The sequence below is a fragment of the Dactylosporangium salmoneum genome (assembly GCF_039532525.1).
GTDB lineage: Bacteria > Actinomycetota > Actinomycetes > Mycobacteriales > Micromonosporaceae > Dactylosporangium > Dactylosporangium salmoneum.
Genome location: NZ_BAAARV010000088.1, coordinates 143,014 through 169,180, shown reverse-complemented (window position 1 = coordinate 169,180; position 26,167 = coordinate 143,014). Strand labels below are relative to the sequence as shown.

Sequence of the window (26,167 nt, the reverse complement as noted above, 5' to 3'; positions counted from 1 at the left end):
ACCGCCTCGGCCGCCTTGTCGTAACCGGCTACAGGCTGCTGAGGTCGATCAGCTTGGCCAGCTCCACGACCTTCGGCAGCGCCTCGGCCGCCTTGTCGTCGGGGGTGCCGGGCGCCAGCCGCAGCGACAGCTCGATGATCCGCTTGTTGCCGGCCAGCCAGCCCACCTCGACCCCCGGGCCGGCCTTGCCCGCCGCCGGGGTCTGCATCTGGTACCCGGCCACGCCCAGGCCCTCGACCGCCGCCGCGTCCTTCGGAGCGATCATCGAGGCGAAGACGTCCGCGCCGATGGTGGTCGTGCTCACCGAGAGGACGAGGTCGGGGTAGCTGGCCCCGCTGGCCTGCAGGACGCAGCTGAACGTGTTGTCCGCCTGCGCGCCCGCGGCCACGCCCAGGTTCAGGCCCAGCTTGGCGTTCACCATGCCGAAGTCGAGCAGCTGGCAGGCACCGCCGGCGGCCGCGGCCGGAGCGGTCGACGCCTTGGCGGCCGGGCTCGCGCCGGCGTCGTCGCAGCCCGCGACGAGGACGGCGGAGAGGGCGAAGACGGCCATCAGTCCCCTGCGCACGACCGGCACCCTATACCGGCAAGCGGGCAGTGATGTACTTGGCGATCTCCAGCGAGCTCGTCGCGGCCGGGGACGGCGCGTTGAGCACGTGGACCTGGCGCCCCTCGGCCACGATCAGGAAGTCGTCGACGAGGTCGCCGCCCGGCGTGATGGCCTGGGCCCGCACCCCCGCCTCGGCCGGCACCAGGTCCTCGGCCGTCACCGCGGGCACCAGCCGGGCCAGGCTCTGCGCGAAGCGCCGCTTCGACAGGGAGCGACGGACCTCCGTGATGCCGTACCGCAGGTGCTTGCGGGCCAGCTGCCACAGCCCGCCGTAGGTGGCGGCGTCGGCCACGTCCCGGGGGCGGATCTTCCCCCACGTATAGCCCTCCCGGGCCATCGCCAGCACCGCGTTCGGGCCCGCGTGGACGCTCCCGTCGACCATGCGGGTCAGGTGTACGCCGAGGAAGGGGAACTGCGGGTCCGGCACCGGGTAGATCAGGCCGTTCACGAGGTGCCGGCGGTCGGGGCGCAGCTCGAAGTACTCGCCGCGGAACGGGATGATCCGCGCCGGCGGGCGAATGCCGGCCATCCGGGCCACCCGGTCGGCGTGCAGGCCGGCGCAGTTGACCAGCACGTCCGCCACGATGTCGCCGGTCGTGGTGCGCACCACCACCTCGCGCTCGCCCGCCCGGATGCCGGTCACCGCGGAGTTGAGCCGCAGCGTCGCGCCGGCCTTCTCGGTGATCTCGGCGAGCTTCGCGCACACGGCCTTGTAGTCGGCGATCCCGGTCGAGGCCACGTGGATGCCCTCGACGCAGGCGACCTCCGGCTCGTACTCCCGCGCCTCCTGCGGCCCGACCATGCGCACCGGCAGCCCGTTGGCCTGGGCCCGCTCGAACAGCGCGCGCAGCCGGGGCAGCTCGGCCTCGTCGGTGGCGACGATGAGCTTGCCGGTCACCTTGTGCGCGATCCCGTGCTCGGCGCAGAACTCGACCATCGAGGCACTGCCGGCCTTACAGAGCGTGGCCTTGAGGCTACCCGGCTTGTAGTAGACCCCGGCGTGGATGACGCCCGAGTTGTGCCCGGTCTGGTGCGCCCCCCAGACGGCCTCCTTCTCCACGACGGTGACCCGGGCGTCGGGCCGGTCGAGCACCAGCCGGTGGGCGGTGGCCAGCCCGACGATCCCCCCACCGATGACCACGTACCGCACGCTGCCTCCTCCGGGCCCGAGCCCACTGTCGGATCGCTGCATCTTAGGCGGCGAACATGGCGTGCTAGCGTGACCGACCGTGAGTGGAGCGCCCGAGACGATTTCCGGAGCTGCGATGGACGACGGGCTGGTCACTCCCGCCGCACCCGCCCCCGCCAAGAAGCCCTGGCGGGCCCGCGTGGTGCAGGTGGTGCGGATCCTGGCCGCGCTCGGCATCGCGTACTTCATCGTCGCGACCACCGTGCGCCAGTGGTCCGACGTGTCCGCCACCTTCCGCAGCCTGTCCTGGCCGTCGCTGGGCCTCTCGCTGGTCGCCGCGGTGGCCTGCCTGTGGGCCACGATGATGGCCTGGCGCTCGATGGTCGGCAGCCTGGACCACCCGCTGCGGATCCGCGACGCCGCCCCCATCCAGCTCGTCGGCGCCCTGGGCAAGTACCTGCCGGGCACCGTGTGGGCCTACGTCGTCCAGATGGAGCTCGGCCGGCGCGTCGGCGTCTCCCGGGCCAAGGTCTTCATCGGCTCCGCGGTGGTGACCGGCCTGGGCGTGACCGTCGGCCTGATCCTGACCGCCCCCGGCTTCGGCGTGGCCTTCGACGGCGCCGACGCCACCAGCCACCAGACCTTCGCCGCCGTGGCCGTCTGGTGCGCCGTGATCCTCCTGCCGTTCGGCCTGGTCTGCTGCTACCCGCCGCTGCTCACGTGGCTGGTCAACCGCGCGATGCGGCTCCTGCGCCGCCCGGCCCTGGACCGCCCCATCACCTGGCGCGCCGTCCTGGTCTCCAGCGCCTGGTGCGCGGTGGGCTACCTCGCCGCGGGCGTGCACGTCTGGCTGCTGGTGCGGTCCCACCTCCCCGGCCTGCACGGCCTCGTCGGCAGCATCTTCGCGATGGCGCTGGCCATGAGCATCAGCACGTTCGTGATCGTCGCCCCGTCGGGCCTGGGCGCCCGCGAGTTCCTCATGGCGATCGCCCTGGCCGGCCTGGGCGTCCCGTGGCCGACCGCCTGGGCCCTGACGCTGGTCTCGCGGCTGCTGTTCACCATCGCCGACGTGGCCGCCGCGGGGGTCTCGGCCGCGGTGGGGCTGCGCCGCATCCGCCACGCGACCCCGGCCGCGGCCGCGGCCGCCGAGGAGACCGACCCGGCCCTGGAGTCCTGACCCGGCTCATCGCGCGGGCCCGCGACCGCGGACCTTGACCCGCAGTCCGCGATCGGCACCCACGGCCGCGACCCGCACCCACGGCCATGACGTGCACCCGCACCCACGGCCGCGGCCTGCCCCCGCACCCGCCCCCACGCCCCCCACGCCCGAGCACCCGCACCCACGGCCCCCACGCCCGCGCCCCGCACCCGCACCCACGGCCCCCACGCCCGCGCCCCGCACCCGCACCCACGGCCCCCACGGCCGCGACCTGCGCTCGCACCCACGGCGGCGACCAGCACCCGCGACCGCGACCGGGCATGCTGGAGCGGGAACGGTGTCGACACGCTCCGTGGAGGAGGTGGCGTGCGTGGCCGAGCCGGCATCACGGTCGCAGGTGGTGCCGCTGTTCGCCGCCGGGTTCGTGACCGCGTTCGGCGCGCACAGCGTGGCCGCGAGCCTGGGCGGGTTTACCGAATCCGGCCACGCGTCACTGCTGGCGCTGGGTCTGCTACTCGCCGTGTACGACGGCGCCGAGGTCCTGCTGAAACCGCTCTTCGGCGCGCTGGCCGACCGGGTCGGACCACGCCCGGTCCTGCTCGGCGGCCTGCTCGCCTTCGCCGCCGCCTCCGCCGGCTTCGTGGCCGCGGGCGACGCCGGCCTCGTCGGCGTGGCCCGCCTGGGACAGGGCGCGGCCGCGGCGGCGTTCTCACCCGCCGCGGGGGCACTGGTCGCGCGGCTGCAGCCCGCCGGCCGGCACGGACGGGCGTTCGGCCGCTACGGAGCGTGGAAGGGCCTCGGGTACACGACCGGCCCACTGCTCGGCGGGATCCTGGTCACCGCCGGCGGGTACCGGCTGCTGTTCGCCACCCTCAGCATCCTCGCCGCGGCGGTCGCCGCGTGGGCCGCGATCGCGGTGCCGGCCACGCCGCCGCTGCCGAAGGCCCGCCAGACGGTGGCCGACCTCGCCCGACGGCTGACCGCGCCGGGGTTCGTCCGCCCGACGGTGGCCCTCGCCGGGGCGACCGCGGCGCTGAGCGTCGGGGTGGGGTTCCTGCCAGTGGCCGGCGCCCGCGACGGGCTGGCACCCCTGGCCACCGGTGCGGTGGTGTCGTTGCTGGCGGCGGTCGCCGCGGTGATCCAACCGTGGGCCGGCCGGGCCCGCGACGCCGGCCGGATCGGCGACGGCCCGGGCATGGCGGCCGGGCTCTCCCTGGCGGCGGCCGGTCTGGCGATCGCCGCGGTCGCGGGCGGCGCCGGTGTCACCGGTCTCTCCGGGGTGGCAGGGCTGGTGGTGGCGGCGGTCGCCGTCGGGGCCGGAGCCGGGGTGGTGACGCCGCTGGGGTTCGCCCACCTGGCGGCGAGCACGCCGCCGGAGCGGCTGGGGCAGACGATGGGCGCCGCCGAGGTCGGCCGGGAGCTCGGCGACGCGGGCGGTCCGCTGCTGGTCGGCGGCCTGGCGACCGCGGCCGCACTCGGCGTGGGCCTGGCCGGGCTGGCGGTGGTGCTGGCCGCGGCCGCCCCGCTCGTGGCTGGCGCACGCACACTCACGCGACCGGAAGCAGCACCGTAACCTCGGCACCAATGCCAGCACCCCCGGCCACGGTGGCCATACACACAGTCACGCGGACGGAAGCAGCACCAATAACCGCAGCGCCAGTGGCTGGTAGCGGGACCTCCGATCACAGCCAGCACACACACGCTCACACCACCGGAAGCAGCGCCGCACCTCGGCGCCAATGCCAGCGCCTCGGCCACCACAGCCATACACACAGTCACGCGGACGAAAGCAGCGGAATAACCGCAGCGCCAGTGGCCGATGCCGGCACCTCCGGTCACAGTCAGCACACACACGCTCACGCCATCCGAAGCAGCACCATAACCGCAGCGCCGGTCCCGGAGCCCGGTCACGGCGGCGCGCACACGGTCACGGCGGGCGCGCACACGGTCACGCGTTCGGAAGCAGCACCGTGATCGTCGTGCCGGTGCCGGGGTGGGTGCACGGCACGGCAGCCGGGCCGGGGTGGTGGTGGGCGTCGCCGGAGCAGCACCACAGGCTTCCGTCGTGGGCAGCGACGATCGCGTCGACGAGGGACAGGCCGAGGCCGGTGCCCGGCGTGGTGCGGGCGCTGTCGGCGCGGGTGAACCGCTCAGCGGCGTGCGGCAGGAACGCCGCCGTCATGCCGGCGCCCTCGTCGTGGACGGTGAGCCGCGCGTAGCCGGCGGCGGTGCCGGTGCCGGGGCCGGTGCCGGTGCCGGTGCCGGTGCCGGTGGCGGTGGCGGTGGCGACGGTGACCGGCGGCGCGCCATGTCGGGTGGCGTTGTCGAGCAGGTTGGTGACGACGCGGTCGAGGCGGCCCAGGTCGATGCGGACTGGTGGCGTGGGGTCAAGCAGAGTGCGCAGCTCCGCGTCAGTGAGGTACCGCTGCAGGATTGGCGGCACCCCGTCCGCCAGGTCGATCGCGGGCGTCGCGGTGCCGGGCGGGGCCTGGACGCCGACGGCCAGCAGCGTGTCGGCGAGCGCGATGAGCCGGGCGGTGTCGGTGGCGGCGGCCCGCAGGGCGTCCTCGAGCTCCGCCGCCGGCCGCGGGCGGCGCAGCGCGAGCTCGAGCTCGGCGGCAAGCAAGGTGAGCGGGGTGCGCAGTTCGTGGCTGGCGTCGCTGACGAAGCGCCGCTCCCGCTCCAGGGCGGCGTCCAGCGCGGCGAGCATGTCGTTGAGGGTGCGGCCGAGGCGGGTGAGCTCGTCGTCACCGTCGGGGATGTCGAGCCGGACGGCGGTGGCGCCGGCCGCGATCCGGGCCGCCTGGGCGCGGTACCGCTCGACCGGGTCGAGGGCGGCGCGGGCCAGGCGGTAGCCGACGAACGAGGCGATCGCGAGGGCGGCGAGGTTCGCGAGGGCGAGCTGCGCGATGAGCTCGCGCAGGGCCTCGTCGCGCTGGTCGCGGCGTACGGCGACGACCACGATCGCGGGGCGGCCCGGGGCCGGCGCGGCGCCCGGCTCGATGGGGCCGGCAAGGACGCGCAGGGGCTCCGGGCTGATCGGCAGCAGGGTGCCGCGGTCGGCGCGGACCGGCTCCCGGGCCCCGGCGGCGACCTGGGCGGGGTCGAGCAGCGAGCGGCCGGCCAGGCCGGGGCTGGCGGCGAGGACCGTCCCGGCGGGGTCGAGGATCTGGTAGAGGCCACCGGCCACGACGGCGGGGTTCCGGGGCCCGAGAGTGCCGTCGCGCAGGGCGGCGGTGACGGCGTCGGACTGGGCGGTGAGGTCGGCGTCGAGGCGGCGGTCGAGGGCGTACTGCACGCGCAGGTACACGAACGCGCCGGCGCCGGCGAGGACGACGAGCATGGCGGCGGCGAACCCGGCGATGAGCCGGACCCGCAGCGGCAGCCCGCGCACGTCAGCCGCCGTCGGGGCGCAGCCGGTAGCCGGCGCCGCGCAGGGTCTCGATGGCGTGCCGGCCGAACGGCTTGTCGACCTTGCCGCGCAGGCTCGCGATGTAGACGTCGATGACGTTGGAGCGCAGGTCGGTCTCGCCGTCCCAGACCTCGTCGAGGATCTGGTACCGCGTGACGCACTGCCCCGCCCGCGCCATGAGCAGGGCGAGGATGTCGAACTCGCGGGCCGACACCTCGACCTCGGCCTCGCCGCGGGCCACCCGGCGGGTGGCCGGGTCCAGGGTCAGGTCGCCGGCCCGCAGTACGGCGGTGGGCGTGTCGGTGGTGCGCCGGTGCAGCGCGCGCAGCCGGGCCAGGAGCTCGTCGAAGGAGAACGGCTTCGTGAGGTAGTCGTCGGCGCCGGCGTCCAGGCCGGTGACCCGGTCGGGGACCTCGCCGCGGGCGGTGAGCATGAGCACCGGCACCCGATGCCCGGCGGTGCGCAGCCGCTGACACACGGTGAGGCCGTCGAGGCCCGGCAGCATCACGTCGAGCACGACGGCGTCGTAGCGCCCGGTGGCGGCGGCCAGCAGCCCGTCGGGACCGGTGTGCTGCACGTCCGTGTCGTGGCCGGCCTCGGTGAGGCCCCGGGCGAGCAGCCCGGCCAGGCGCCGCTCGTCCTCCACCACCAGCACCTTCATGTCGCCTAGTTCACCACGGCCGCGACGGCGTTCATCCTTTCTTCATCTTCGCCGGGCTACGGTGGGTCTTGCGAGATGAGGAGGCGCGGCGGTGGGTGGGTTCACCAGCCTGGTCAGCCACTTCGGCTACCTGGGTATGGCCGTCGTGGTGCTCGTCGAGGGCTTCGGGGTGCCCGCACCGGGCGAGACCGCGATCATCGTCGCCGCGGGCCTGGCCGGGCACGGCAGGCTCAACGCGATCGCGGTCGGCATGGTCGCGTTCGCGGCGGCGGTGGCCGGCGACAGCATCGGCTACTGGATCGGCCGGACCGGCGGACGGCGCCTGGTGCTGCGGTTCGGCCGGTACGTGCGGCTGACCGAGCCACGGCTGGAGCGGATGGAAGGGTTCATGGCCCGCCGGGGTCCGGTCGTGGTGGCGGCGGCCCGGTTCGTCGAAGGGCTGCGGCAGCTCAACGGCGTCGTCGCCGGCGCCACCGGCATGCCCTGGCGGCGGTTCCTGCCCTTCAACGCGCTCGGCGCGGCCCTGTGGGTCGGCGCCTGGACCACCGGCGGATACCTGGTCGGCGACCACATCGACGGCATCGAGGCCACCCTGGGCCGGTTCCAGTGGCTGGCCGTCGCCGCCGCGGTCGCCGCAGTCGCCGTCTGGCTGCTCGTGCGGTGGCGGCGCCACCGGTAGCCCGGCCCGGGTCCGGGCGGCTTCATGTCGGTTTCATGTGCCCTGGTTAGCGTGGCCGGGCATGAGCGATGTGCTGGCGGTCGACGCCGTCGACCTCACCAAGACGTTCGGGCCGCTGACCGCGGTCGACCACATCAGTCTGCGGGTCGCGCCGGGTGAGGTGTACGGCGTGCTCGGCCCCAACGGCGCCGGCAAGACGACGCTGCTGCGCATGCTGTTCGGCCTCATCCGCCCGGACGGCGGCACCCTGGAGGTGTTCGGCCGGTCCTGGCCCCGCGACGGCGTGCGCACGCTCGACGGGGTCGCCGGCTTCATCGAGAGTCCCCGCTTCTACCCGGCCCTGTCGGGGCGGCGCAACCTGGAGCTGCTCGCGGGCCTCGACGGCCTGCACGGCGCCGCCGCGAGGCGGCGGGTCGACGAGGTGCTCGACACGGTGGACCTGACCGGCCGGGACCGGGACAAGGTCCGGGGCTACTCCTTCGGCATGCGCCAGCGCCTGGGCGTGGCCGCCGCGCTGCTGCGCGACCCACGGCTGCTCGTGCTCGACGAACCGGCCAACGGGTTGGACCCGGCCGGCATCCGCGACATGCGCGCCCTCGTCAAACGCCTCGCCGGCAGCGGCCTGACCGTGCTGCTGTCCAGCCACGACATGGCCGAGGTCGAGCAGATCTGCGACGACGTCACCATCATGCGTACCGGCCAGGTCGTCTACCACGGCTCCATCGCCGCCCTGCGCGAGCAGGCGCCCGCCCAGGCGCACCGGCTGGTCACCAGCGACGACGAGCACACCCTGGCCATCGCCCACCGGATGGGCCTGGACGCCCGCGCCGCCGAGGACGGCGGGCTCGCCATCCGTGGCCGCGAGGTCCAGGTCGACGAGCTCATCGCCGCCGTCGTCACCGCCGGGATCCGGATACGGGGCCTCGCGCTGGGCGAGACCCCGCTGGAAGCGCTGTTCTTCATGCTCACCGAGAGCGCCCCGAACACCCCGACCGCCGAGCTCGACGAGCCGGCCACCGCGACCGGAGCCCGCCGATGACCCAGAGCGCCCCGAACACCCCCACCGCCGAGCTCGACGAGCCGGCCACCGCGACCGGAGCCCGCCGATGACCGAGAGCGCCCCGAACACCCCCACCGCCGAGCTCGACAAGCCGGCCACCGCGACCGGAGCCCGCCGATGACCGAGAGCGCCCCGAACACCCCCACCGCCGAGCTCGACAAGCCGGCCACCGCGACCGGAGCCCGCCGATGACCCAGACCACCGCCGTCCGCACCGGCATCGGCCACGGCGCGCACACCGGCGCCCGGCCGCCCGGCACCATGACCGTGCTGCGCTGGGAGATGACCAAGCTCGCCGCCCAGGCCCGCGCCCGCTATCTGCTGCTCGGCTGCCTCGTCGTACCGCCGGTCATCGTCGCGGTGTTCGCCGGCCAGCAGCCGCCCAGCGACACCATCTACGGCCGGCACATCCACACCAGCGGCTACGCCGACGCCCTGCTCGTCCTCGCGTTCGCGCACCAATGGCTGCTGCCGATGCTCGCCGCGCTCGTCGCCGGCGACATCTTCGCCGGCGAGGACGGCCACGGCACCTGGAAGACGATTCTCACCCGGTCGGCCGGCCGCGGGCAGATCTTCGCCGCCAAGACCCTCACCGCCGTGCTGTTCAACCTCGTCGCGCTGCTCGTCCTCGCCGCCAGCACCATCGCCGGCAGCCTCCTCATCGTCGGCACGCAGCCGCTGCCCGGCCTGTCCGGGCAGCTCATCCCCGCCGGCACCGCGCTGCCGCTGGTCGCCGCCGCCTGGGCCACCGCGATCCCGCCGCTGCTCGGCTTCACCGCGCTCGCCCTGCTGCTGTCCGTGCTCTCGCGCAACCCCACCGTCGGCGTCGCCACCCCGGTCGTGCTCGGCTTCGCCATGCAGATGCTGTCCACCCTCGGCGGCCTCGACCTTGCCCGGCGGCTGCTGCTCACCACCGGCTTCGAGGCCTGGCACGGGCTGTTCACCGAGCACCGCTTCACCGGCCCCATCACCCAGGCCGGCGCCGTCGCCGCCGGCTGGACCCTCGTCTGCCTGCTCATCGGCTACCTGGCGCTGCGCCGCCGCGACATCACCGGAGGCTGACCCGCCATGCTTCGCGCCCGCATCCTCGCCCCCGCCGCCGCGGTGCTCGCCGTCGTGGCCGTCTTCGCCGCCACCGCCGGCCGGGGCGGCGAGGACATCACCCGCGCCCGGCTCGAGCGGGCCATCGGCCCCACGTTCGCCAACCTCTACGTCCAGCGCGCCGCGATCCTCGGCAAGCCCGGCGTCACCGTCGCCTCGGTCGGCGCGACCGCCTCGTGCGACCGAGGCGGCCCCAAGGTCCCCGACACCGGGCCCGGGCCGGACTGGATCTGCATGATCACCTTCACCGACGACCGGGGCCAGCGCCAGGAGGGCAAGTTCGAGGTCCAGGCCCACGCCGATGCCACCTATGTCGCCGGCGGCCCATCCAAGCTCGTCGGCACGGCCACCATCACCGACACCCATGGCAACGACGTGCCCAACCCCGCCTTCGAGTTCGACGGCGCCTTCGACCCGGACAGCTGATCCTGAAGAGCGCAATCCGAAATAAGGTATAAATCCGAAATATCCGGCACGGAGTGCCGGATATTTCGGACAACAGCCACTCACCCCGACAGGCGCGCTTCCAGGTAGGACTCCCAGGTCAGCGTCCCGGTCGCGTGCTCAGGGGTCAGGTGGCCGCCCGAGCGGAACCCACCGAAGATGCGCCCCGGCAGCCGGACCGGCACCAGCGGCCGGCGGCGGCCCGTGGCGCGCAGGAACGCCGCGAACAGGTCCCGGGCCGAGCGGACCTCCGGCCCGCCCATGTCCTCGTACACCGGCCCGGGCGAGCCGGCCAGGTCGGCCAGGCGCTCGGCCACCTCGCCGACGGCGACGGGCTGGACGTCGCAGGACGGGTACAGGCCGATCGGGGCCGCGGTCAGCGCCCGGGCCACGCCGAACACCAGCTCGTGGAACTGGGTGGCCCGCAGGATCGAGCCGCCGCGGGCGCGGACCAGGTGCTCGATCGCGAGCTTCTGGCGGTAGTACGGCAGGGGCACGCGATCGACGCCGACGATCGAGACGTAGAGCAGGCGCTGGTCCGGGGCCATGGCCCGCAGGAGCTGCTCGGCGGCGGCGACGTCGCGTCGGCCGTCGGTGGCGGCGTGGATCACCAGGTCGACGCCCGACAGCGCCGCGGGGAGGCCCTCGCCGGTCAGGAGGTTGCCGTGAGCGTGGCCGGGGGCCGTTCGGCTCAGGCCGCGGGCGTCCAGGCCCCGGGCGTGCAGGGCCGGCATGAGGGCGCGGCCGAGGTTGCCGGTGGCGCCGGTGACGAGGATGGTCATGCCGGGATGGACGGCGCGGCCGCCGGAACGTGACAGAGTGTGGCCCGCGTCTCATCGCGCAGGATGGCCAGGAAGCGCTCGACCACGGACGGGACCGTGCGCCCGGCGAGGGTGGCCGCCACCACCTGGCGGGGCGGCACCTCGCCCGGGTCCAGGGGCAGCAGCGCCAGCGAGGCGGGGACGATGCCGGCCGCCAGGGCGGGCACGAGGGTGACGCCGAGGCCCGCGGTCACGAAGCCGAACTTCGCCGTCCACTCCCGCACCACGAAGTCGATCCGGGGCGCGAAGCCCAACCGGGCGCTCGGCCCGAGCAGCGTCTCCTCGGGCCGCGCCGACCCCGCCACCCACGCCTCCCCGGCCAGCTCGGCCAGCGGCACGGGCGCCGGCCGGGCGGCGAGCGGATGGGTCCGGGGCACGGCCAGGAGCACCGGCTCGTCGGCCAGGTGGTGCAGGCGGAATCGCTCGTCGGTGAACGGCCGGTCGGCGCCGGTCTGCACCAGCACGAGGTCGGCGTCGCCGGCCAGCAGAGCGGCCAGCAGGCGGACGGTCAGGCCTTCGACCAGGGACACCTCCACCGCCGGGTGGGCGGCGCGGAACCGGGCCATGGCCCGCGGTACCACTGCGGCGTCCGCCGTGGCGAAGGCGCCCACACGCAGCCGGCCGGTCACCGCGTCCCGCACGGCGTGCACCTCGCGCCGCGCGGCGGCCAGCCGGTCCAGCACGGCGCTCGCGTGCTCCAGCAGGCAGCGGCCCTCCTCGGTGAGCGCGACCCCGCGCGGCAGGCGGTCGAAGAGGCGGGCGCCGAACTCGGCCTCGAGCGCGGCCATCTGCCGGGACACGGCCGACTGGGTGTACCGCAGCGTCGCCGCCGCCCCCGTGATCGAGCGCTGGGTCGCCACCTCGCGGAACACCTCGAGCATCTCCGTCTGCACGGCAACACATTCTCACGGGGCATGGCAGGCATGCCAGACATTCGTTGGTCGCATGATCGCGTGGACCATAGCGTGGCCTGCATGGATGACATCGCGGTGCTCGGGCTCGGGCACATGGGGGCGGCGATCGCGGCCCGGCTGGCCGGCGCCGGCTATCGCGTCACGGGGTGGAACCGCGGCGCGCGGCCCCCGATCCCGGGCGTGCGGACCGGCCAGGAACTCGAGAAGATCGCGGCCCCGGTCGTGATCACGATGCTGACGGACGGGGAGGCGGTCGCGGCGGTGCTGGCCCGGCTGGCGCCCCCGCGCCGGGACGGTGATCGTGGACATGTCGACGATCGGACCGGATGCGGTACGGCGGATCGCGGCCGCCCTTCCGCCCGGCGTGGCCCTGGTCGACGCGCCGGTCGGCGGGAGCACCGGGGCGGCCGCGGCCGGGACGCTGCGCATCTACGCGGGCGGGGCCGACGGGGACCTGGACCGGGTCGAGCCGGTGCTGGCCGCGCTCGGGTCGGTCCGGCGGTGCGGGGCGCTCGGCGCCGGGGCGGCGGCCAAGCTCGTGCTCAACGCGGCCATGATCACCGCCGCGGCCGGGCTGGCCGACGCGCTGGCCGTGGCCGAGGGGACGGGGCTGGATCGGGGGGACGCGGCCGCGCTGCTGCGGGAGGGGCCGCTGGGGCCGGTGGCCGCGCGGGTCCTCGCCGGCGACGGGCCGCCCGCGCACTTCGGCATCGCGCTCGCGGCCAAGGACCTCGACCTGGCCGTGGCGGCCGCCGGCGCCGAGCTGCCGGTCGTGCGGGCCGCGCGGGCGGTGCTGGCCCGGGCGGTACCGGACGCGGATCTTTCGGCTCTCGGGAGGCAGTCATGAGCGTCGTCATCGACAGCCCGGCCGGCGTGACGCCTCCGGCCGGGCCCTATTCGCACGTGGCGCGGGTCGATGCCGGCTCGACGCTGCTGTTCCTGGCCGGGCAGATCGCGATCGGCGACGACGGGGAGATCGTGGGCCGGGGCGACATGGGCGCCCAGGCGCGATGCATCTTCGAGGTCGTCCGCGGCATCCTGGCGGCGCACGGCTGCGGCCTCGAGGACGTGATCCACATCCGGACGTTCGTCACCGATCTGGGGCTGCTGCCGGCGTACGGCGAGGTGCGCCGCGAGCTGTTCCCCGGCCCGCCGCCGGCCAGCACCACGGTCGAGGTGTCCCGGCTGTTCCGCGAGGGCGCGCTGCTGGAGGTGGAGGTGACGGCGGCGCGCTGACGAACCTCGAACACAGGGCCACGGGTTTCGCTTACCCGCGGCCCGCAGCATGGGCGCCATGAAACGAACGCTCGCCATCGCGCTGGCGGCCGGGCTGCTGTTCCTGGGCGGCTGCGGCAAGGCGAAGGCGCCCGAACCCGCGGCCCCGCCCGCGGCGACCACGAACGCGCCCGCCGCCGAGCGGCCGAACACCGGCGCGAACCAGAAGGACGACGGCGTCGACGGCATGCTCGACCAGGTCGGCCAGCAGCTCAGCAACGACGACCAGCCCGCAGACGACGAGGACTGACCATGAACCGTCTCGCACGCACCGCCGTGACCCTGGTGGCCGCGCTGGCCGCCACCCTCGTCGCCGCCGCACCGGCCGGCGCCGCCCCGTCCACCGGCCCCGGCCTCGACGCCGCCCGGACCGCCGTGGTGAACCGCATCGACAAGCGACTCGACGCCCTGAAGAGGTTCGAGGCCACCGCGAACGGCGCCGGGCAGCTGCAGGCCGCGCACAGGACGACGCTCACGAACCTCATCGCCGAGCAGCGCTCGGGCCTGTCCGCGCTGAAGACCAAGGTCCAGGCCGAGACGACCGCGGCCGCGCTGAAGGCGGACGCGCAGAGCATGGTGTACGACTACCGGGTCTTCATCCTGACCGGCCCGAAGGTGCGCCTCACCGTCGCCGTCGACACCGAGCTCGCCGTCGTGGCCAGGATGAAGGCCGAGCCGGGCGCGGACGCGGCCAAGCTCGACGCGATCGCCGCCTCCCTGCAGGGCAAGGCCGACACCCTGCTGGCCGTGCAGCCCGGCCCGGACGGCGACGCCATCCGCGCCCAGGTCGCCGCCGTCCGCACGGTCGCGAAGACCGCCCACACCGACCTGAAGTCGCTGCGCAAGAAGAAGTGACGGGCTACAGCGGGATCACCCCGGCGTCGGTCGGGGTGAAGCCGCAGGCGTCGAAGTAGTACGCCCGCAGGTGGGGCTCGAAGTCGACGTGCAGCCAGGCGCAGCCGGCGGCCCTGGCCCCCTCGCGGGCCGCGGCGACCAAGGCGGTGCCGATGCCGGCGCGCCGGCGGGACGGGTCGGTCCAGGTGTCGAGGACGAAGGCGTGCTCGCCGCCGTCCCAGGCCACGTTGACGAAGCCGACGAGGGCGCCGTCAGGGTCGCGGGCGCAGACCCAGCCGAGGCTGTGCGCGTTGAGCCGGGCCCACCAGTCGCGCGCGGCCGACTCGACCCCGGCGAGCTCCGGGTCGGTGAACTCGCCGCGCCAGGCATAGGAGATGGTCACCGGGCCAAGGCTAGGGCGCGGCGGTCCTTCAGGGTGAGCGCCGGGCGCTCGACCAGGTGCCAGGACGCGGCCGCGAGCAGCAGGACCGGCGCGACGCACAGGGCGACGTAGGGGGCCACGCCCCAGGCCGCGCCGCCGAGGTCGGCGACGAGCTGCTGGATCGGGAACGCGTAGATGTAGATGCCGTACGAGTAGTCGTGCTCCCGGCCGACGCGGTGCAGGCGCGGGGGGACCGCGCAGGCGGCGTACAGCAGCAGGTACGCCAGCGCCGTGCACCCCACCGGGAAGTATCCGCCGCCGAGGAGACTCCCGGCCAGCAGCAGCCCGGCCGCGACGGCGCCGAGCGGGTGCAGCGGCACGCGGTGGGCGTAGAGCTGCGCGCTCGCCCCGAGCAGGAACAGCAGGCCCAGGTCGCAGGCGAGCTGGGCGTCGACGTAGCCGAACGCCGGCAGCGCGAGGCCGCCGCGCGGGTGGGTCGCGGCCGCCGCGAACGCCGCCACGGCCAGCGCCGGGACCAGCCAGGGTGCGCGGCGGGGCAGGCCGGCCGCGACGAGCAGCGCGAGGCCCGCGTAGCAGAGCAGCTCGTAGGTCAGGCTCCACAGCGAGCCGTTGACCACGCCACTGCCGACCAGCCGGCCGTACGGCGTGTCGCGGAACAGCGCGTCGAGGTCCCACTGGTGCGTCGTACCCGTCCAGTTCCCCCGCACGTAGCCCAGCGCGCCGCCGTGGCCGGCCGCCGCCGCGACCAGCGCCGTGCCGAGCAGGCACACCCACAGGCCCGGGTAGATGCGCAGGAAGCGGCGCCAGGCGAAGCGCAGCGGGCCCCCGCGGCGGGCGCTCGCCGCGACCAGGAACCCGGAGAGCGCGAAGAACCCGTCGACGGCCAGGCCGCCGAGGTCGGCCTGGCCGCCGCTCAGCCCGTGCAGCGGGCTCGGCCGGCCGAGGCCGAGCGGCCACGCGTGCGCGACCAGCACCGCCAGGGCGAGCGCCTGCCGGAGCAGACCCAGCCCGTTGGCGGCGGGGTCGTACCGGTCGCGGAGGGTGACCACGTGGGGTACAACGACGTTGTACCGTTCGTGCCGAACACCACCCCCAAACGTGTTCATCTCCTCGTCCCGGGTGCCTGGCTCGCCGTGGCCGGGCTGTACGCCGCCCACGCCGCGATCGTCATCCCGCCCCTGCTGCTGCTCGCCACCGCGTCGCTCCTGCGCGGCGGCCGCGGCCTGCTCGACCGGCTGATGCTCGCGACCGGGCTGCTGCTCGGCGCCACCTGCGCCGCCGGGCTGGTGTTCGCGTACTGGCCCTGGGGCCTGCACCCGGTCGCCGTCGCCGGCACCGCCGCCACCGCGCTGGTCCTGGCCGCCGCCCGCACCGGCCGGCGGCCCCAGCTGCCCCGGCCCCGCCGGTCCGACGCCCTGACCGTGGCCGCCGCCGCAGTGGTCGCCCTGGTCGCCGCCTGGCCCCTCGCGAGGGCCGGCGCGGCCGGGCGGCTCGCCATCGCGCTGGAGGGCGAGGACCTGGCCCGGCACGCCTCCGTGTTCGACGCGATCGGGCGCACCGGCGGCTACCTGTTCGCCGACCGCGCCCGCGCCGGCACCATGGTCTACGCCGGCATGATCGACTACCCGCAGGGCTCGCACCTGGTGGCCGCGCTGCTCGACGGCTTCGTCCGGTCCTCGGATCGCGCTTCCGGCAGCGGTACCGCGATGCTGACCCACTACCTGGCGTACGTCCTCGGCGGCTACGCGCTGCTGGCCCTCGCGCTGCTGTGGGCGGCCCAGTGGATCGCAGCCGGCGCGCTGACCCCGGCCCGCCGGCTCACGCTCGCCGCCGCGCTGGCCGCCGCCTGCGCCGCCGGCGAGATGCTGGAGCTGCTCAGGTTCGGCTACCCCAGCCAGGTGCTCGGCCTGGCCGAGGCGGTGCTGCTGCTCGCCCTGCTGGTCCGCCCGCTGGCCCGCACCCGCGACCAACTGCTGCTCACCGCCGCGCTGCTCGCCGCCGTCGGCTTCACCTACTACCTGTACCTGCCGCCGCTCGGCCTGGCCGCCCTCATCTGGCTCGCCACCCGGTGGCGGCGCGTGGCCCGCCGCCCGGTCGCGCTGGCCCTGGCCACCTTGTGCGGCCTGGCCGCCGCCGTCCCGATGGTGCGCGGCCTGCTCTTCACCGACCAGGTGAGCGCCCTGCTCACCGCCGGGCAGCTGGTGCTCGGCCGCGCCGCGCTGCTCGCCCTGGCCGCGCTGGTGGCCACCGGCCTGCTCACCCGCCGGGGCCGGCACAGCCGCATCTGGCGCCGCTACGCGCTGGTCTTCATCCCCTGCGCCGCCAACGCCGGCGTCCTGCTGGCCGGCCAGCACCTTTTCGGCGTGGGCAGCGGCTACTACGCGAACAAGGCGCTGTACCTCGTCCTCGCCCTCCTGCTGGCCGGCGTGGGCGCGATCGCGCTGCACCTGCCGCCCCCGGGCGCCGCGCTGCGGCGCCGCTCCCTGCCGGTGGCCGTGCCGGCGCTGCTCGCGATCGTCGCGCTGACGGGCGCCGGGCGCGCCGGCCCGTACCATCCCGGCGCCGGCGGCAACTGGGGACTGGCCTGGCTGCAGGGCGCGAACGCGGAGCGCAGGGCCCAGGCCGGGGTGCTGCTGCGCGCGGTCGCGCGGTTCGGCGGCCCCGCGCCCGTCATCGTGGTCGGCGACGACACGGGCTACCAGTCGTACCGCATGACGCTCTTCCTCTCGATGCTGCAGCGCACCAGCGGCGCCACGGCGGGCGCGGTCTACATCCACCTGCCGATGACGTCCCCGGGCCGCCTGGAGGCCTCGGTGGACGCGGTCCCCGGCCCGGTGCGCCTGCTCGCCCTCTCCGACGCCGCCCGCGCCCGCGCGGAGGCGGTCGCCGCCGGCCGCCCGGGGTCGCGCGTGGAGGTCGTGCGGGTCTAGCCTGGTATGTGACCAAGGTGAAAGCGGCCCTCTTCGGCCTGGCGTTCGGCGACGCGCTCGGCGCCCCGACGGAGTTCATGCGCTACGAGGAAATCATCGAGCGGTACGGCGAACGAGGCCCCCGCGACCTGCCCCCGCGCGGCCTGGTGACCGACGACACCCAGATGACCCTGGCGGTCGCTTCCTCGTTGGTCGACGCGCTCGCTCACCCGCCCCTGACCGCCCATGCTCTCGAGCCGTTGTTGCGCGACCGGTTCGTGGTGTGGCTGGCCGATCCCGAGAACAACCGCGCCCCCGGCAACACCTGCCTCGCCGCCTGCGCCGCCCTACGCGAGGGCCGGCCCTGGTGGAAGGCCACGGTCCACGGCTCGAAGGGCTGCGGCGCCAACATGCGCGTCGCCCCGATGGGCCTCGCCCCGGGCCTGACCGACGACGAGCGGGCCGGCGCCGCCCAGCTCCAGGCCGCGATGACCCACGGCCACCCGACCGGCCTGGCCGCCTCCGAACTGTCCGCCCTGGCCGTGCGCTGGCTCCTCGACGGCCTCCCGGTCGCCGAGCTCCCGGCGGCCCTGCGCGCCCGCTGCGAGTCCCAGCGCGAGGTGTACCGCACGGACTGGCTCGGCGACGACCTGTGGCGCCGCCCCATGGTCGACTCCCCGTCGCAGTTCATCGCCACCGGCTGGGACGAGTGCCTGTCGGTCCTCACCGGCCTGGAGGACCAGGTCCGCTACGTCGGCCCGGACGCCGACCCGTGCGTCGCCGGTGGCGCCGGCTGGGTCGCCGAGGAGGCCCTGGCCACCGCCCTCTACTGCCTGCTGCTCTTCCCCGACTCCCCGCTGGACGCCGTCGCCCGCGCCGCCGCCTCCTCGGGCGACTCGGACTCGATCGCCTCCCTGGCCGGCGGCATGGCCGGCGCGGTACACGGCGTGGACGCCTGGCCGGCGGACTGGTACGGGCGCATCGAGTACCGCGACGACCTGAACCGCTACGCGGCCGCCTGGTCCTGACCGGGCCGCCGCGCGGCACCCGTTGTGCTGCCCCATGCAGTTTGCCGACACCACGTCAGTATGATGCCGACGGCGAGTCGGTAAATCTCTGCGAAGGGCGGACGTCGGGTGCGGCGGAAGGCGTTGCTTGTTGTGTACCTGGCGGTCTTCGTCGACATGCTGGGCTTCGGGGTGATCCTGCCGCTGCTGCCGTTTCACACCGAACGGCTCGGTGGCTCCGGCGTCTGGCTGGGCGGTGTGCTCACCGCCTACGCGCTCGCCCAGTTCGTAGCGGCGCCGGTGCTCGGTGCGCTGTCGGATCGCTACGGGCGCCGGCCGCTGCTGCTGGTGAGCCTGGCCGGTTCCGCGGTCTCCCTCGCGCTCACCGGTGTCGCCGGATCGTTGCCGGCGCTGCTCGCCGCGCGGGTGGTCGCCGGGCTGTGCGGTGGAGCGATCGCGGTCGGGCAGGCATACGCGATCGATCTCGCCGAGCCCGGCGAGCGCACCCGGGCGCTCGGCATGGTCGGCGCCGCGATCGGCATGGGCTTCGTGTTCGGGCCCGCCATCGGCGCCGCCCTGGCCGGCCTGGGTTTCGCGGGTGTGAGCTTCGTCGCGGGCGGCATCGCGCTGGCCAATCTGATCGCCGGCGTGGTGCTCCTGCCCCGGGAAGTCCGGCCGGACGCGAAGCCGGCGCAACCGCCTCGGCGCCGGTCGGCCAATGCGCTGGCCACGCTGGTGCAGGCGGTACGCCTTCGCGCCCTGCGACCGCTGCTGGGCGCGGTCTTCGCGGCGACGTTCGCGTTCGCCGGCATGGAGGCGACCTACGCGCTGCTCGGTGCCCGGCAGCACGGCCTGGGCCCGAGCGGCCTTGGCCTGGTCTTCACCGGCGTCGGTGTGGTGATGGCCGTCGTCCAGGGCGGCGTGGTGGGCCGGGTCACCGACCGGTTCGGCAACCGGAGGGTCGCGGTGACCGGCGCCGTGCTGCTCGGCCTGGGCCTGGTGACACTGCCGTACGGGCCCGCCTGGCTGAGCTACACCGCGCTCGCGGTGCTCGCCACGGGGCAGGGGCTGCTCGCGCCCACCACCGCCGCCCTCATCGCCCAGGCCGGCGGCGGCGCGCTCGGCGGCGTGCTCGGCATCGGGCAGTCGGCCTCCGCCGCGGCGCGGGCGGTCGGTCCGATCGCCGCGGGCGCGGCCTTCGACGCGGGCCCGGCCACGCCCTATCTGCTCGGTGCCGCGCTCTGCGGCGTGGCCGCGGTACTGATGCTCCAGCACAACCGCGGCGCCGAAGTACGCCCGGACGCCGAGCCGGCCGAGCAGGCGGCATGACGAGCGCGCCCGGCCGGCACGTTCGCAGTTCGGTTTCGCCATGCCCGTCGCGCGAACGAGCACCCCAGCCCACGCCGGAAGCCTCGATACCATAGGCATCGTGCCGAAGATCAACGCGGCGACCGTCGCCGACCACCGCGCCCAGCAGCATGACGCGCTGCTGGGCGCGGCGCGCAGCCTGCTTCTCGACGGTGGCTACGCCGCGCTGACCTTCCCCGCCCTCGCCGAACGGACCGGGCTGGCGCGCACCACGATCTATACGTACTTCGCCACCAAGGACGACATCGCCATCGCGCTCTGCGAGCTGGAACTTCCCCTGGTCGCCGCGGAGATCACCAAAGCGGTACAGCAGGCGAATAGCCCACGCGACAAGCTCGCGGCCTTCATCCGGGCACAGCTGCGGGCCGCGCAACAGCGCCGGAACCGCATCGCACACACCCTGGCCAATGCCCCGCTGTCGGACCAGGCCCGGCGACGCATCATCGAACTGCATCACGTCATGCCCAGCGCCGCACCGCTGCTCTCGCAGCTCGGCCATCGCCACCCGGCGTTGGCCGCGACCCTGCTGCAGGGACTCATCAACACCGCCGTGACCGCCATGGACGCCGGCGAGTCGCCCCGTCGCATCATCCAGGCGACCGTCGCCGCGGCCCTCGACGGCTTCGGCCACCCTTCCGACGAGCCGGGCCCGCCCGACTGACCCCGTCTCGAAGCGGGCGCGCGAAAAGTCCCCCGGGCGGTAGCGCCCGGGGGACTTTCCTTTGCTCAGACTCAGCTGCAGCCGCTGGTGGAGCCGCAGCCCTCGCAGACGTAGCAGCTGCCGGCCGGGCGCATCTTCGTGCCGCAGGTGAAGCACAGCGGCGCGTCGGCGGCCTTGCCCTGGACCAGCTCCAGCAGCTCCGTCGAGGAGCCGATCCGACGCGGGGTCTCCACCTCGGTCTTGGCCGCCGGCTTGTCCGCGGCGGCCGGCTTCTCCACCGGGGCCGACTGGCGCATCTCGGTGAGGTCGACGTCGTCGCCGCCGGCCTCGGCGCGCAGCTGGGCCGCGCGCTCCGCCGAGGTCAGGATGCCCAGCTCCGAGCGGGTGTCGAAGTCGAGGAAGTCCAGCGCCAGGCGGCGGAAGATGTAGTCCATGACCGAGCTGGCCAGGCGGATGTCCGGGTCGTCGGTCATGCCGGCCGGCTCGAAGCGCATGTTCACGAACTTCGAGACGAAGGTCTCCAGCGGCACGCCGTACTGCAGGCCGATCGAGATCGCCACCGAGAAGGCGTCCATGACGCCGGCCAGGGTGGAGCCCTGCTTCGACATCTTGAGGAAGACCTCGCCCAGGCCGTCGTCCGGGTAGGACGAGGCCGTCAGGTACCCCTCGGCGCCGGCCACGGAGAACGAGACCGTCGAGCTGGGCCGCTTCTTCGGCAGCCGCTTGCGCACCGGGCGGTACTCGATCACCTTCTCGGTCTTCACGACGACCTCGGCCGGCTGCTCCTCCTTCGCCTCGGCCGAAGCCTTCGAGGAGGAGACCGCCGACAGCGGCTGGCCGACCTTGCAGTTGTCGCGGTAGATCGCGAGGGCCTTGAGGCCGAGCTTCCAGCCCTGGTAGTAGATCTCCTCGACGTCCTCGACGGTGGCCGACTCCGGCATGTTCACCGTCTTGGAGATGGCCCCGGAGATGAACGGCTGGATGGCCGCCATCATGCGGACGTGGCCCATCGGGGCGATGGTCCGCTCCCCCATCGCGCAGTCGAAGACGCTGTAGTGCTCCGGGCGCAGGCCCGGGGCGTCCACCACGTGGCCGTGCGCCGAGATGTGCTCGACGATCGCCTCGACCTGCTCCTCCTGGTAGCCCAGGGTGCGCAGGGCGCGCGGCACGGTCTGGTTGACGATCTGCATCGAGCCGCCGCCGACCAGCTTCTTGAACTTCACGAGGGCCAGGTCGGGCTCGACGCCGGTGGTGTCGCAGTCCATCATCAGGCCGATGGTGCCGGTCGGGGCGAGCACGCTGGCCTGCGAGTTGCGCCAGCCGTTCTTGGCGCCGATCTCGTTGCCCAGCGCCCACTGCGCGGTGGCCGCCTCCTTGATCGCGGCGTCGACGGCGCCGACGATGGAGATCTCGCCGTTGGCCGCGGCGTGGTTGTGCATGACCCGGGTGTGCGCGGTGGCGTTGCGGGCGTAGCCGTCGTAGGCGCCGACCACGCCGGCCAGCTCGGCCGAGCGGCGGTAGGCGGTGCCCGTCATGAGGCTGCTGATCGCCGCGGCGACGGCCCGGCCGCCGTCGGAGTCGTAGGCCAGGCCGCTGGCCATGAGCAGCGCGCCGAGGTTGGCGTAGCCGATGCCCAGCTGGCGGTACGCGCGGCTGGTCTCGCCGATCTTCGCGGTCGGGAAGTCGGCGAAGGAGATCGAGATGTCCATCGCCGTGATGACCAGCTCGACCGACTTCATGAACTGCTCGACCGCGAACGAGCCGTCCGCGTTGAGGTACTTCAGGAGGTTCAGCGACGCGAGGTTGCAGCTGGAGTTGTCGAGGTGCATGTACTCGCTGCACGGGTTCGACGCGGTGATCCGCCCGGTCTCCGGGCAGGTGTGCCAGTCGTTGATCGTGTCGTCGTACTGGATGCCGGGGTCGGCGCACTCCCACGCCGCCTGGGCGATCTTGTGGAACAGCTCCTTGCCCTTGACCGTGGACACGATGCTGCCGTCGAGCCGGGCCCGCAGCCCGAACTCGGTGTCGTCCTCGACCGAGCGCATGAACTCGCCGGAGACCCGGACCGAGTTGTTGGCGTTCTGGTACTGCACGCTGACGATGTCGGCGCCGCCGAGGTCCATGTCGAAGCCCGCGTCGCGCAGGGCCCGGATCTTGTCCTCCTCGCGGGCCTTGGTCTCGATGAACTCCTCCACGTCGGGGTGGTCCACGTCGAGGATGACCATCTTGGCCGCGCGCCGGGTCGCCCCGCCGCTCTTGATCGTGCCGGCCGACGCGTCGGCGCCGCGCATGAACGAGACCGGGCCGCTGGCGGTGCCGCCGCTGGTGAGCAGCTCCTTGGACGAGCGGATCCGGGACAGGTTGACGCCGGAGCCGGAGCCGCCCTTGAAGATCAGCCCCTCCTCCTTGTACCAGTCGAGGATCGAGTCCATCGAGTCGTCGACGGCGAGGATGAAGCAGGCGCTGACCTGCTGCGGCGAGGACGTGCCGACGTTGAACCAGACCGGCGAGTTGAAGCTGAACACCTGGTGCAGCAGCATCCAGGTCAGCTCGTGGCCGAAGATCTCGGCGTCCTTGTCGGTGGCGAAGTAGCCGTGCTCCTGGCCCGCCTTGGTGTAGGTGGAGACCACGCGGTCGATCAGCTGGCGCAGCGACTGCTCGCGCTGCGGGGTGCCGACCGCGCCGCGGAAGTACTTCGTGGTGACGATGTTCGCGGCGTTGACGCTCCACGTCGTCGGGAACTCGACCCCCCGCTGCTCGAAGTTGATCGAGCCGTCCCGCCAGTTCGTCATGACGACGTCGCGGCGCTCCCACGCCACCTCGTCGTACGGGTGCACACCCTCGGTCGTCCAGACCCGCTCGACCCGCAGCCCCTCCCGCAGGTCCTTGCGTGCCGACGACGCCTTCGTCTTCGTCTCCCCCGCCATCCGCGGCCCCCTCATCAGCGTGTGTGTCCTCGTTCGTCGTTTGTGTTTGCCATCGGTACCGCATGAGCGTGCCGATCGGCGCAGTTCGTTCCGGTGCTTTTGGCGCTTCGCTTTGCTGGGTGTTATCCCGTTTGGTCCGCTCCCCGGGCCGGGCTCGCCCATTCCCTGCCGCCCGCCCGGCGCGACTCTCGTCGTCGGCCGGGTGAGCTCAGCGGGTGACTTTTGCCCGTCGCGCGGGTGATCCTTGCCGTGCTCCGTGCTTGCCGGCGTGCCGTGCGTTCAGCCCGTGGCGCGGGGAGCGACTCGGCCCGCGCCGGTGGCGCTGAGCGCCCCTTCGCCGGGCTCGGCCCCCGTCCGGGCCGCCGGTGCCGGCGGGCCCTCCCCCTGGGCGTGCTGCTCGTGGTGCTGATGTCCCTGTTCCTGCTGACGGCCCTGCCCCGCCCGCAGCGCCGCGATCTCGCGTTCGAAGTCGTTGAGCGAGTCGAATGACCGGTACACGCTGGCGAACCGCAGATAGGCGACCTCGTCCAGATCGCGCAGCGGCGTCAGGATGGCCAGCCCCACCTCGTGGCTCGGCAGCTCGGCGGCGCCCCGCGCGCGGACCGTCTCCTCGACCTTCTGCGCCAGCAGCGCGATGGCATCCTCGTCGACCGGCCGCCCCTGGCAGGCCTTGCGCACCCCAGCGATGATCTTCGACCGGCTGAACGGCTCGGTCACCCCGCTGCGCTTGACCACGGCGAGCACCGCCTCCTCGACGGTGGTGAACCGCCGCCCGCACTCGGGGCAGGACCGCCGCCGCCGGATGATCTGGCCATCCTCGGCCTCCCGCGAGTCGACCACCCGGGAGTCGGCGTGCCGGCAGTACGGGCACCGCATGTCGATGGACCTCTCTCATCGTACGCCGGAAAAATCCGGATAAAAGGGCACGCCAGTCTCGACGGTGCTCCGTGTGGCGAGCCCCGCCCCAGTGACTACGGTCGGTGAGAAGTGCCTGCCAATTCCACAACCTGTGGACGACTTACACCCCTGTAACTACTACATCTAGGGGTAGACGCTATGCCGACGCCTACGCGGACGCAAGTCAAACGCGGATCCCGACACGTTTGTGTCGCGCGTCTCAGCCAGTTGGACGCCCCTGCCGGGAAATCCGCGCAGCTCAGCGCGTCCGCGGCAGGACCAGCCGCTGTCCGGCGTCGATACTGTAGCCGTCCAGGTGGTTGAGACGCCGGATGTCCTCCACCGTCGCGTCCCGCCCGCGCGAACCCTTGTGCTCGGTCGCAATGTCCCAGAGGGTGTCCCCCGGCTGCACGATGACCGTCGGCGCCGGCACGGGCGGGTCGGCCGCCTGCCCCGGCGCGGCGATCAGGGCGACCCCGCCGCCGGCGAGGCCGAGCAGGAAGCAGAAAAGGACGACCCGCCCACGCCGCGTGAGCCGGATCGGCGCCCGTCGTCCCATGTCGGCCCCCTTCGTACGTACACGCGTTCTATAGAACAACCGTACGATGGTTTATCAGAGCCGGAAGCCCAATGTCGAGAAGACACACCGAAAAATCGGCGCGCCACGTAGTACAGATGTTTGAAACTGTGGTACCTCGGCGATACGGTGATCCACACACGATCAAGGCGTTTGATCGGGATTACCGGACCTATGCGACAACCGGCTCCCCCGCACCCGCGGGAAGCCCGGGTGACGGACCACCCCACGGCCCGTCAGCAGGCGCGGCGCCAGCCCGCACCTGCCAACACGAGGGAGGACGACGTGTCAGCCGACGACCGCACCGACGCACCCGCCAACGAGCCCGACGAGCTCGACGGGACCCCCGGCGCCGAGGTCACCGCCATCGGCGCGCGCGCCGGCGCGAGGCGCGCCACCCGCCGCCGCGGCGGCGAGCCGGAGATGCGCGCCGTCACCGCGGTGGTCAGCGCCTTCCCCGACCTCTTCGCCGCCGACCTGACCGTCCGCCAGCGCCGCATCCTGGAGTTCATCCGCGCCGCCGTGGAGCGCAACGGCTACCCGCCGAGCGTCCGCGAGATCGGCGAGGCCGTCGGCCTGGTCTCCCCGTCGAGCGTCGCCTACCAGCTCAAGGAACTCGAGCGCAAGGGCTACCTGCGCCGCGACCCCAACCGCCCGCGCGCCGTGGACGTCCGCCCGCCGAGCGAGCTCGTCGCCGTCGACGAGGAGGCCGCCCGCGCCGCCCGCCCGGCCCCCGCCTACGTCCCGGTCCTGGGCCGCATCGCCGCCGGTGGCCCCATCCTCGCCGAGCAGGCCGTCGAGGACGTCTTCCCCCTCCCCCGCGAGCTCGTCGGCGAGGGCACCCTCTTCATGCTCCAGGTCAAGGGCGACTCGATGCTCGACGCCGCCATCTGCGACGGCGACTGGGTCGTCGTGCGCCAGCAGCCCAACGCCAACAACGGCGAGATCGTCGCCGCCATGTTGGAGGGCGAGGCCACGGTGAAGACCTACCGCAACCGCGACGGCCACGTCTGGCTGATGCCCCAGAACGCCGCCTTCGACCCCATCCCGGGCGACCACGCCACCATCCTGGGCCGCGTGGTCACGGTGGTACGCCGCATCTGACCCTCCCGCCCGGGGGGCCAACCCACGCCCCCCGGCCTCACCCCGCCGCTCCCGGCCGCGGGCGGCCGTACCGCGCCCCTCGGACCTCCGACGCCTCCAAGGCTGATCCCGGACCGCGCAGGGCCGACGCCCGGCAGGTCGATGGGTGGCTGGTCGATGGGTGGCTGGTCCGCGCCTGCACAATGCGACCGGGAAAACGGCGTGGGAGAAGCTTGGAAA

The 26,167-nt window shown here is 74.1% G+C and carries 25 protein-coding genes and 2 pseudogenes; 16 read left to right on the top strand and 11 right to left on the bottom strand.

Features of this window, described 5'->3' with window-relative positions; translation table 11 throughout:
• Positions 1-28: 28 nt before the first annotated feature.
• Both ABD352_RS44990 and lhgO read right to left on the bottom strand, forming a co-directional pair.
• On the bottom strand, positions 29-565 hold the full coding sequence (locus ABD352_RS44990) for a hypothetical protein (RefSeq protein WP_344618733.1): 537 nt from the start codon (positions 563-565) through the stop codon (positions 29-31).
• Between the two features lie 10 nt (positions 566-575).
• Positions 576-1,757, bottom strand: coding sequence for an L-2-hydroxyglutarate oxidase (lhgO, locus tag ABD352_RS44985; protein WP_344618732.1), 1,182 nt, complete (start codon positions 1,755-1,757; stop codon positions 576-578).
• Positions 1,758-1,872: 115 nt separating this feature from the next.
• Here lhgO and ABD352_RS44980 point away from each other — a divergent pair, with 115 nt between their 5' ends.
• Together ABD352_RS44980 and ABD352_RS44975 are read left to right on the top strand one after the other, a co-directional pair.
• Positions 1,873-2,913, top strand: a complete 1,041-nt coding sequence (locus ABD352_RS44980; protein ID WP_344618731.1) for a lysylphosphatidylglycerol synthase domain-containing protein — start codon at positions 1,873-1,875, stop codon at positions 2,911-2,913.
• A 319-nt stretch (positions 2,914-3,232) separates the two neighbouring features.
• A complete protein-coding gene (locus ABD352_RS44975; protein WP_344618730.1) occupies positions 3,233-4,468 on the top strand; it encodes an MFS transporter in 1,236 nt (411 codons plus the stop codon).
• 375 nt (positions 4,469-4,843) lie between these two features.
• Here the strand turns inward: ABD352_RS44975 and ABD352_RS44970 are convergent, their stop codons facing one another.
• Positions 4,844-6,289 carry a sensor histidine kinase gene (locus ABD352_RS44970; RefSeq protein WP_344618729.1) on the bottom strand — a complete coding sequence of 482 codons (1,446 nt, stop codon included), beginning with the start codon at positions 6,287-6,289 and terminating at the stop codon, positions 4,844-4,846.
• A 1-nt stretch (position 6,290) separates the two neighbouring features.
• Positions 6,291-6,968: a response regulator transcription factor gene (locus ABD352_RS44965; RefSeq protein WP_344618728.1), complete on the bottom strand. Its 678-nt coding sequence runs from the start codon at positions 6,966-6,968 to the stop codon at positions 6,291-6,293.
• A gap of 91 nt (positions 6,969-7,059) precedes the next feature.
• On the opposite strand from ABD352_RS44965, the gene ABD352_RS44960 reads away from it, so the two are divergent.
• The 4 genes from ABD352_RS44960 (at position 7,060) to ABD352_RS44945 (ending at position 10,233) form a co-directional block, all read left to right on the top strand.
• The gene (locus ABD352_RS44960; protein ID WP_344618727.1) at positions 7,060-7,647 is read left to right on the top strand and encodes a DedA family protein; all 588 of its coding nucleotides are present in this window, start codon (positions 7,060-7,062) and stop codon (positions 7,645-7,647) included.
• Between the two features lie 61 nt (positions 7,648-7,708).
• Positions 7,709-8,686 carry an ABC transporter ATP-binding protein gene (locus tag ABD352_RS44955; RefSeq protein ID WP_344618726.1) on the top strand — a complete coding sequence of 326 codons (978 nt, stop codon included), beginning with the start codon at positions 7,709-7,711 and terminating at the stop codon, positions 8,684-8,686.
• A 209-nt stretch (positions 8,687-8,895) separates the two neighbouring features.
• A complete protein-coding gene (locus ABD352_RS44950) occupies positions 8,896-9,768 on the top strand; it encodes an ABC transporter permease (protein WP_344618725.1) in 873 nt (290 codons plus the stop codon).
• Between the two features lie 6 nt (positions 9,769-9,774).
• Positions 9,775-10,233, top strand: a complete 459-nt coding sequence (locus tag ABD352_RS44945; protein WP_344618724.1) for a hypothetical protein — start codon at positions 9,775-9,777, stop codon at positions 10,231-10,233.
• An 80-nt stretch (positions 10,234-10,313) separates the two neighbouring features.
• Here the strand turns inward: ABD352_RS44945 and ABD352_RS44940 are convergent, their stop codons facing one another.
• Positions 10,314-11,033, bottom strand: a complete 720-nt coding sequence (locus ABD352_RS44940) for an SDR family oxidoreductase (RefSeq protein ID WP_344618723.1) — start codon at positions 11,031-11,033, stop codon at positions 10,314-10,316.
• Positions 11,030-11,965 (bottom strand): LysR family transcriptional regulator, encoded by a 936-nt coding sequence (locus ABD352_RS44935; protein WP_344618722.1) that lies wholly within the window; start codon positions 11,963-11,965, stop codon positions 11,030-11,032. Before ABD352_RS44935 ends, ABD352_RS44940 begins: the two co-directional genes overlap by 4 nt.
• Positions 11,966-11,986: 21 nt before the next feature.
• Between ABD352_RS44935 and ABD352_RS57875 the strand changes: the two are divergent.
• The 5 genes and pseudogenes from ABD352_RS57875 to ABD352_RS44915 all read left to right on the top strand — a co-directional run.
• Positions 11,987-12,256 (top strand): annotated as a pseudogene (locus tag ABD352_RS57875) (NAD(P)-binding domain-containing protein); the annotation flags it as partial.
• 25 nt (positions 12,257-12,281) lie between these two features.
• On the top strand, positions 12,282-12,833 hold the full coding sequence (locus ABD352_RS44930; RefSeq protein WP_344618721.1) for an NAD(P)-binding domain-containing protein: 552 nt from the start codon (positions 12,282-12,284) through the stop codon (positions 12,831-12,833).
• Positions 12,830-13,222 (top strand): RidA family protein, encoded by a 393-nt coding sequence (locus tag ABD352_RS44925; RefSeq protein WP_344618720.1) that lies wholly within the window; start codon positions 12,830-12,832, stop codon positions 13,220-13,222. The genes ABD352_RS44930 and ABD352_RS44925 overlap by 4 nt, the downstream gene beginning before the upstream one ends.
• A gap of 58 nt (positions 13,223-13,280) precedes the next feature.
• On the top strand, positions 13,281-13,511 hold the full coding sequence (locus ABD352_RS44920; protein WP_344618719.1) for a hypothetical protein: 231 nt from the start codon (positions 13,281-13,283) through the stop codon (positions 13,509-13,511).
• Between the two features lie 2 nt (positions 13,512-13,513).
• Positions 13,514-14,116: a hypothetical protein gene (locus ABD352_RS44915; RefSeq protein WP_344618718.1), complete on the top strand. Its 603-nt coding sequence runs from the start codon at positions 13,514-13,516 to the stop codon at positions 14,114-14,116.
• A 4-nt stretch (positions 14,117-14,120) separates the two neighbouring features.
• On the opposite strand, the gene ABD352_RS44910 is transcribed toward ABD352_RS44915, so the two are convergent.
• Complete coding sequence (locus ABD352_RS44910; RefSeq protein WP_344618717.1) at positions 14,121-14,498, bottom strand: GNAT family N-acetyltransferase; 378 nt, start codon at positions 14,496-14,498, stop codon at positions 14,121-14,123.
• A complete protein-coding gene (locus tag ABD352_RS44905) occupies positions 14,495-15,547 on the bottom strand; it encodes an acyltransferase family protein (RefSeq protein WP_344618716.1) in 1,053 nt (350 codons plus the stop codon). The genes ABD352_RS44910 and ABD352_RS44905 overlap by 4 nt, the downstream gene beginning before the upstream one ends.
• Between ABD352_RS44905 and ABD352_RS44900 the strand changes: the two genes are divergently transcribed.
• The 4 genes from ABD352_RS44900 to ABD352_RS44885 all read left to right on the top strand — a co-directional run bounded on the left by ABD352_RS44900 (position 15,548) and on the right by ABD352_RS44885 (position 20,443).
• Entirely contained in the window at positions 15,548-17,428 is a 1,881-nt protein-coding gene (locus tag ABD352_RS44900; RefSeq protein ID WP_344618715.1) for a hypothetical protein, read from the top strand. It begins immediately after the preceding gene.
• A gap of 8 nt (positions 17,429-17,436) precedes the next feature.
• Positions 17,437-18,435 (top strand): ADP-ribosylglycohydrolase family protein, encoded by a 999-nt coding sequence (locus tag ABD352_RS44895; protein ID WP_344618714.1) that lies wholly within the window; start codon positions 17,437-17,439, stop codon positions 18,433-18,435.
• A 132-nt stretch (positions 18,436-18,567) separates the two neighbouring features.
• Complete coding sequence (locus ABD352_RS44890) at positions 18,568-19,743, top strand: MFS transporter (protein WP_344618713.1); 1,176 nt, start codon at positions 18,568-18,570, stop codon at positions 19,741-19,743.
• A gap of 100 nt (positions 19,744-19,843) precedes the next feature.
• Complete coding sequence (locus ABD352_RS44885) at positions 19,844-20,443, top strand: TetR/AcrR family transcriptional regulator (protein WP_344618712.1); 600 nt, start codon at positions 19,844-19,846, stop codon at positions 20,441-20,443.
• 71 nt (positions 20,444-20,514) lie between these two features.
• On the opposite strand, the gene ABD352_RS44880 is transcribed toward ABD352_RS44885, so the two are convergent.
• From ABD352_RS44880 to ABD352_RS44870, 3 genes and pseudogenes are all read right to left on the bottom strand, one after another.
• Entirely contained in the window at positions 20,515-23,370 is a 2,856-nt protein-coding gene (locus ABD352_RS44880; RefSeq protein WP_344618711.1) for a vitamin B12-dependent ribonucleotide reductase, read from the bottom strand.
• Between the two features lie 423 nt (positions 23,371-23,793).
• Positions 23,794-24,246, bottom strand: a pseudogene (gene nrdR, locus ABD352_RS44875) (transcriptional regulator NrdR); the annotation flags it as partial.
• Positions 24,247-24,526: 280 nt separating this feature from the next.
• Positions 24,527-24,826, bottom strand: coding sequence for a LysM peptidoglycan-binding domain-containing protein (locus ABD352_RS44870; RefSeq protein WP_344618710.1), 300 nt, complete (start codon positions 24,824-24,826; stop codon positions 24,527-24,529).
• Between the two features lie 441 nt (positions 24,827-25,267).
• Here ABD352_RS44870 and lexA point away from each other — a divergent pair, with 441 nt between their 5' ends.
• A complete protein-coding gene (gene lexA / locus ABD352_RS44865; protein WP_344618830.1) occupies positions 25,268-25,948 on the top strand; it encodes a transcriptional repressor LexA in 681 nt (226 codons plus the stop codon).
• Positions 25,949-26,167: the final 219 nt, after the last annotated feature.

Bases quoted from the DNA above. Each gene is read 5' to 3' on its own strand.
- lexA (WP_344618830.1), top strand. From the start codon at position 25,268: ATGCGCGCCGTCACCGCGGTGGTCAGCGCCTTCCCCGACCTCTTCGCC.
- ABD352_RS44880 (WP_344618711.1), bottom strand. From the start codon at position 23,370: ATGGCGGGGGAGACGAAGACGAAGGCGTCGTCGGCACGCAAGGACCTG.
- ABD352_RS44925 (WP_344618720.1), top strand. From the start codon at position 12,830: ATGAGCGTCGTCATCGACAGCCCGGCCGGCGTGACGCCTCCGGCCGGG.
- ABD352_RS44945 (WP_344618724.1), top strand. From the start codon at position 9,775: ATGCTTCGCGCCCGCATCCTCGCCCCCGCCGCCGCGGTGCTCGCCGTC.
- ABD352_RS44965 (WP_344618728.1), bottom strand. From the start codon at position 6,968: ATGAAGGTGCTGGTGGTGGAGGACGAGCGGCGCCTGGCCGGGCTGCTC.
- ABD352_RS44920 (WP_344618719.1), top strand. From the start codon at position 13,281: ATGAAACGAACGCTCGCCATCGCGCTGGCGGCCGGGCTGCTGTTCCTG.
- ABD352_RS44940 (WP_344618723.1), bottom strand. From the start codon at position 11,033: ATGACCATCCTCGTCACCGGCGCCACCGGCAACCTCGGCCGCGCCCTC.
- ABD352_RS44955 (WP_344618726.1), top strand. From the start codon at position 7,709: ATGAGCGATGTGCTGGCGGTCGACGCCGTCGACCTCACCAAGACGTTC.
- ABD352_RS44950 (WP_344618725.1), top strand. From the start codon at position 8,896: ATGACCCAGACCACCGCCGTCCGCACCGGCATCGGCCACGGCGCGCAC.
- ABD352_RS44980 (WP_344618731.1), top strand. From the start codon at position 1,873: ATGGACGACGGGCTGGTCACTCCCGCCGCACCCGCCCCCGCCAAGAAG.
- ABD352_RS44870 (WP_344618710.1), bottom strand. From the start codon at position 24,826: ATGGGACGACGGGCGCCGATCCGGCTCACGCGGCGTGGGCGGGTCGTC.
- ABD352_RS44915 (WP_344618718.1), top strand. From the start codon at position 13,514: ATGAACCGTCTCGCACGCACCGCCGTGACCCTGGTGGCCGCGCTGGCC.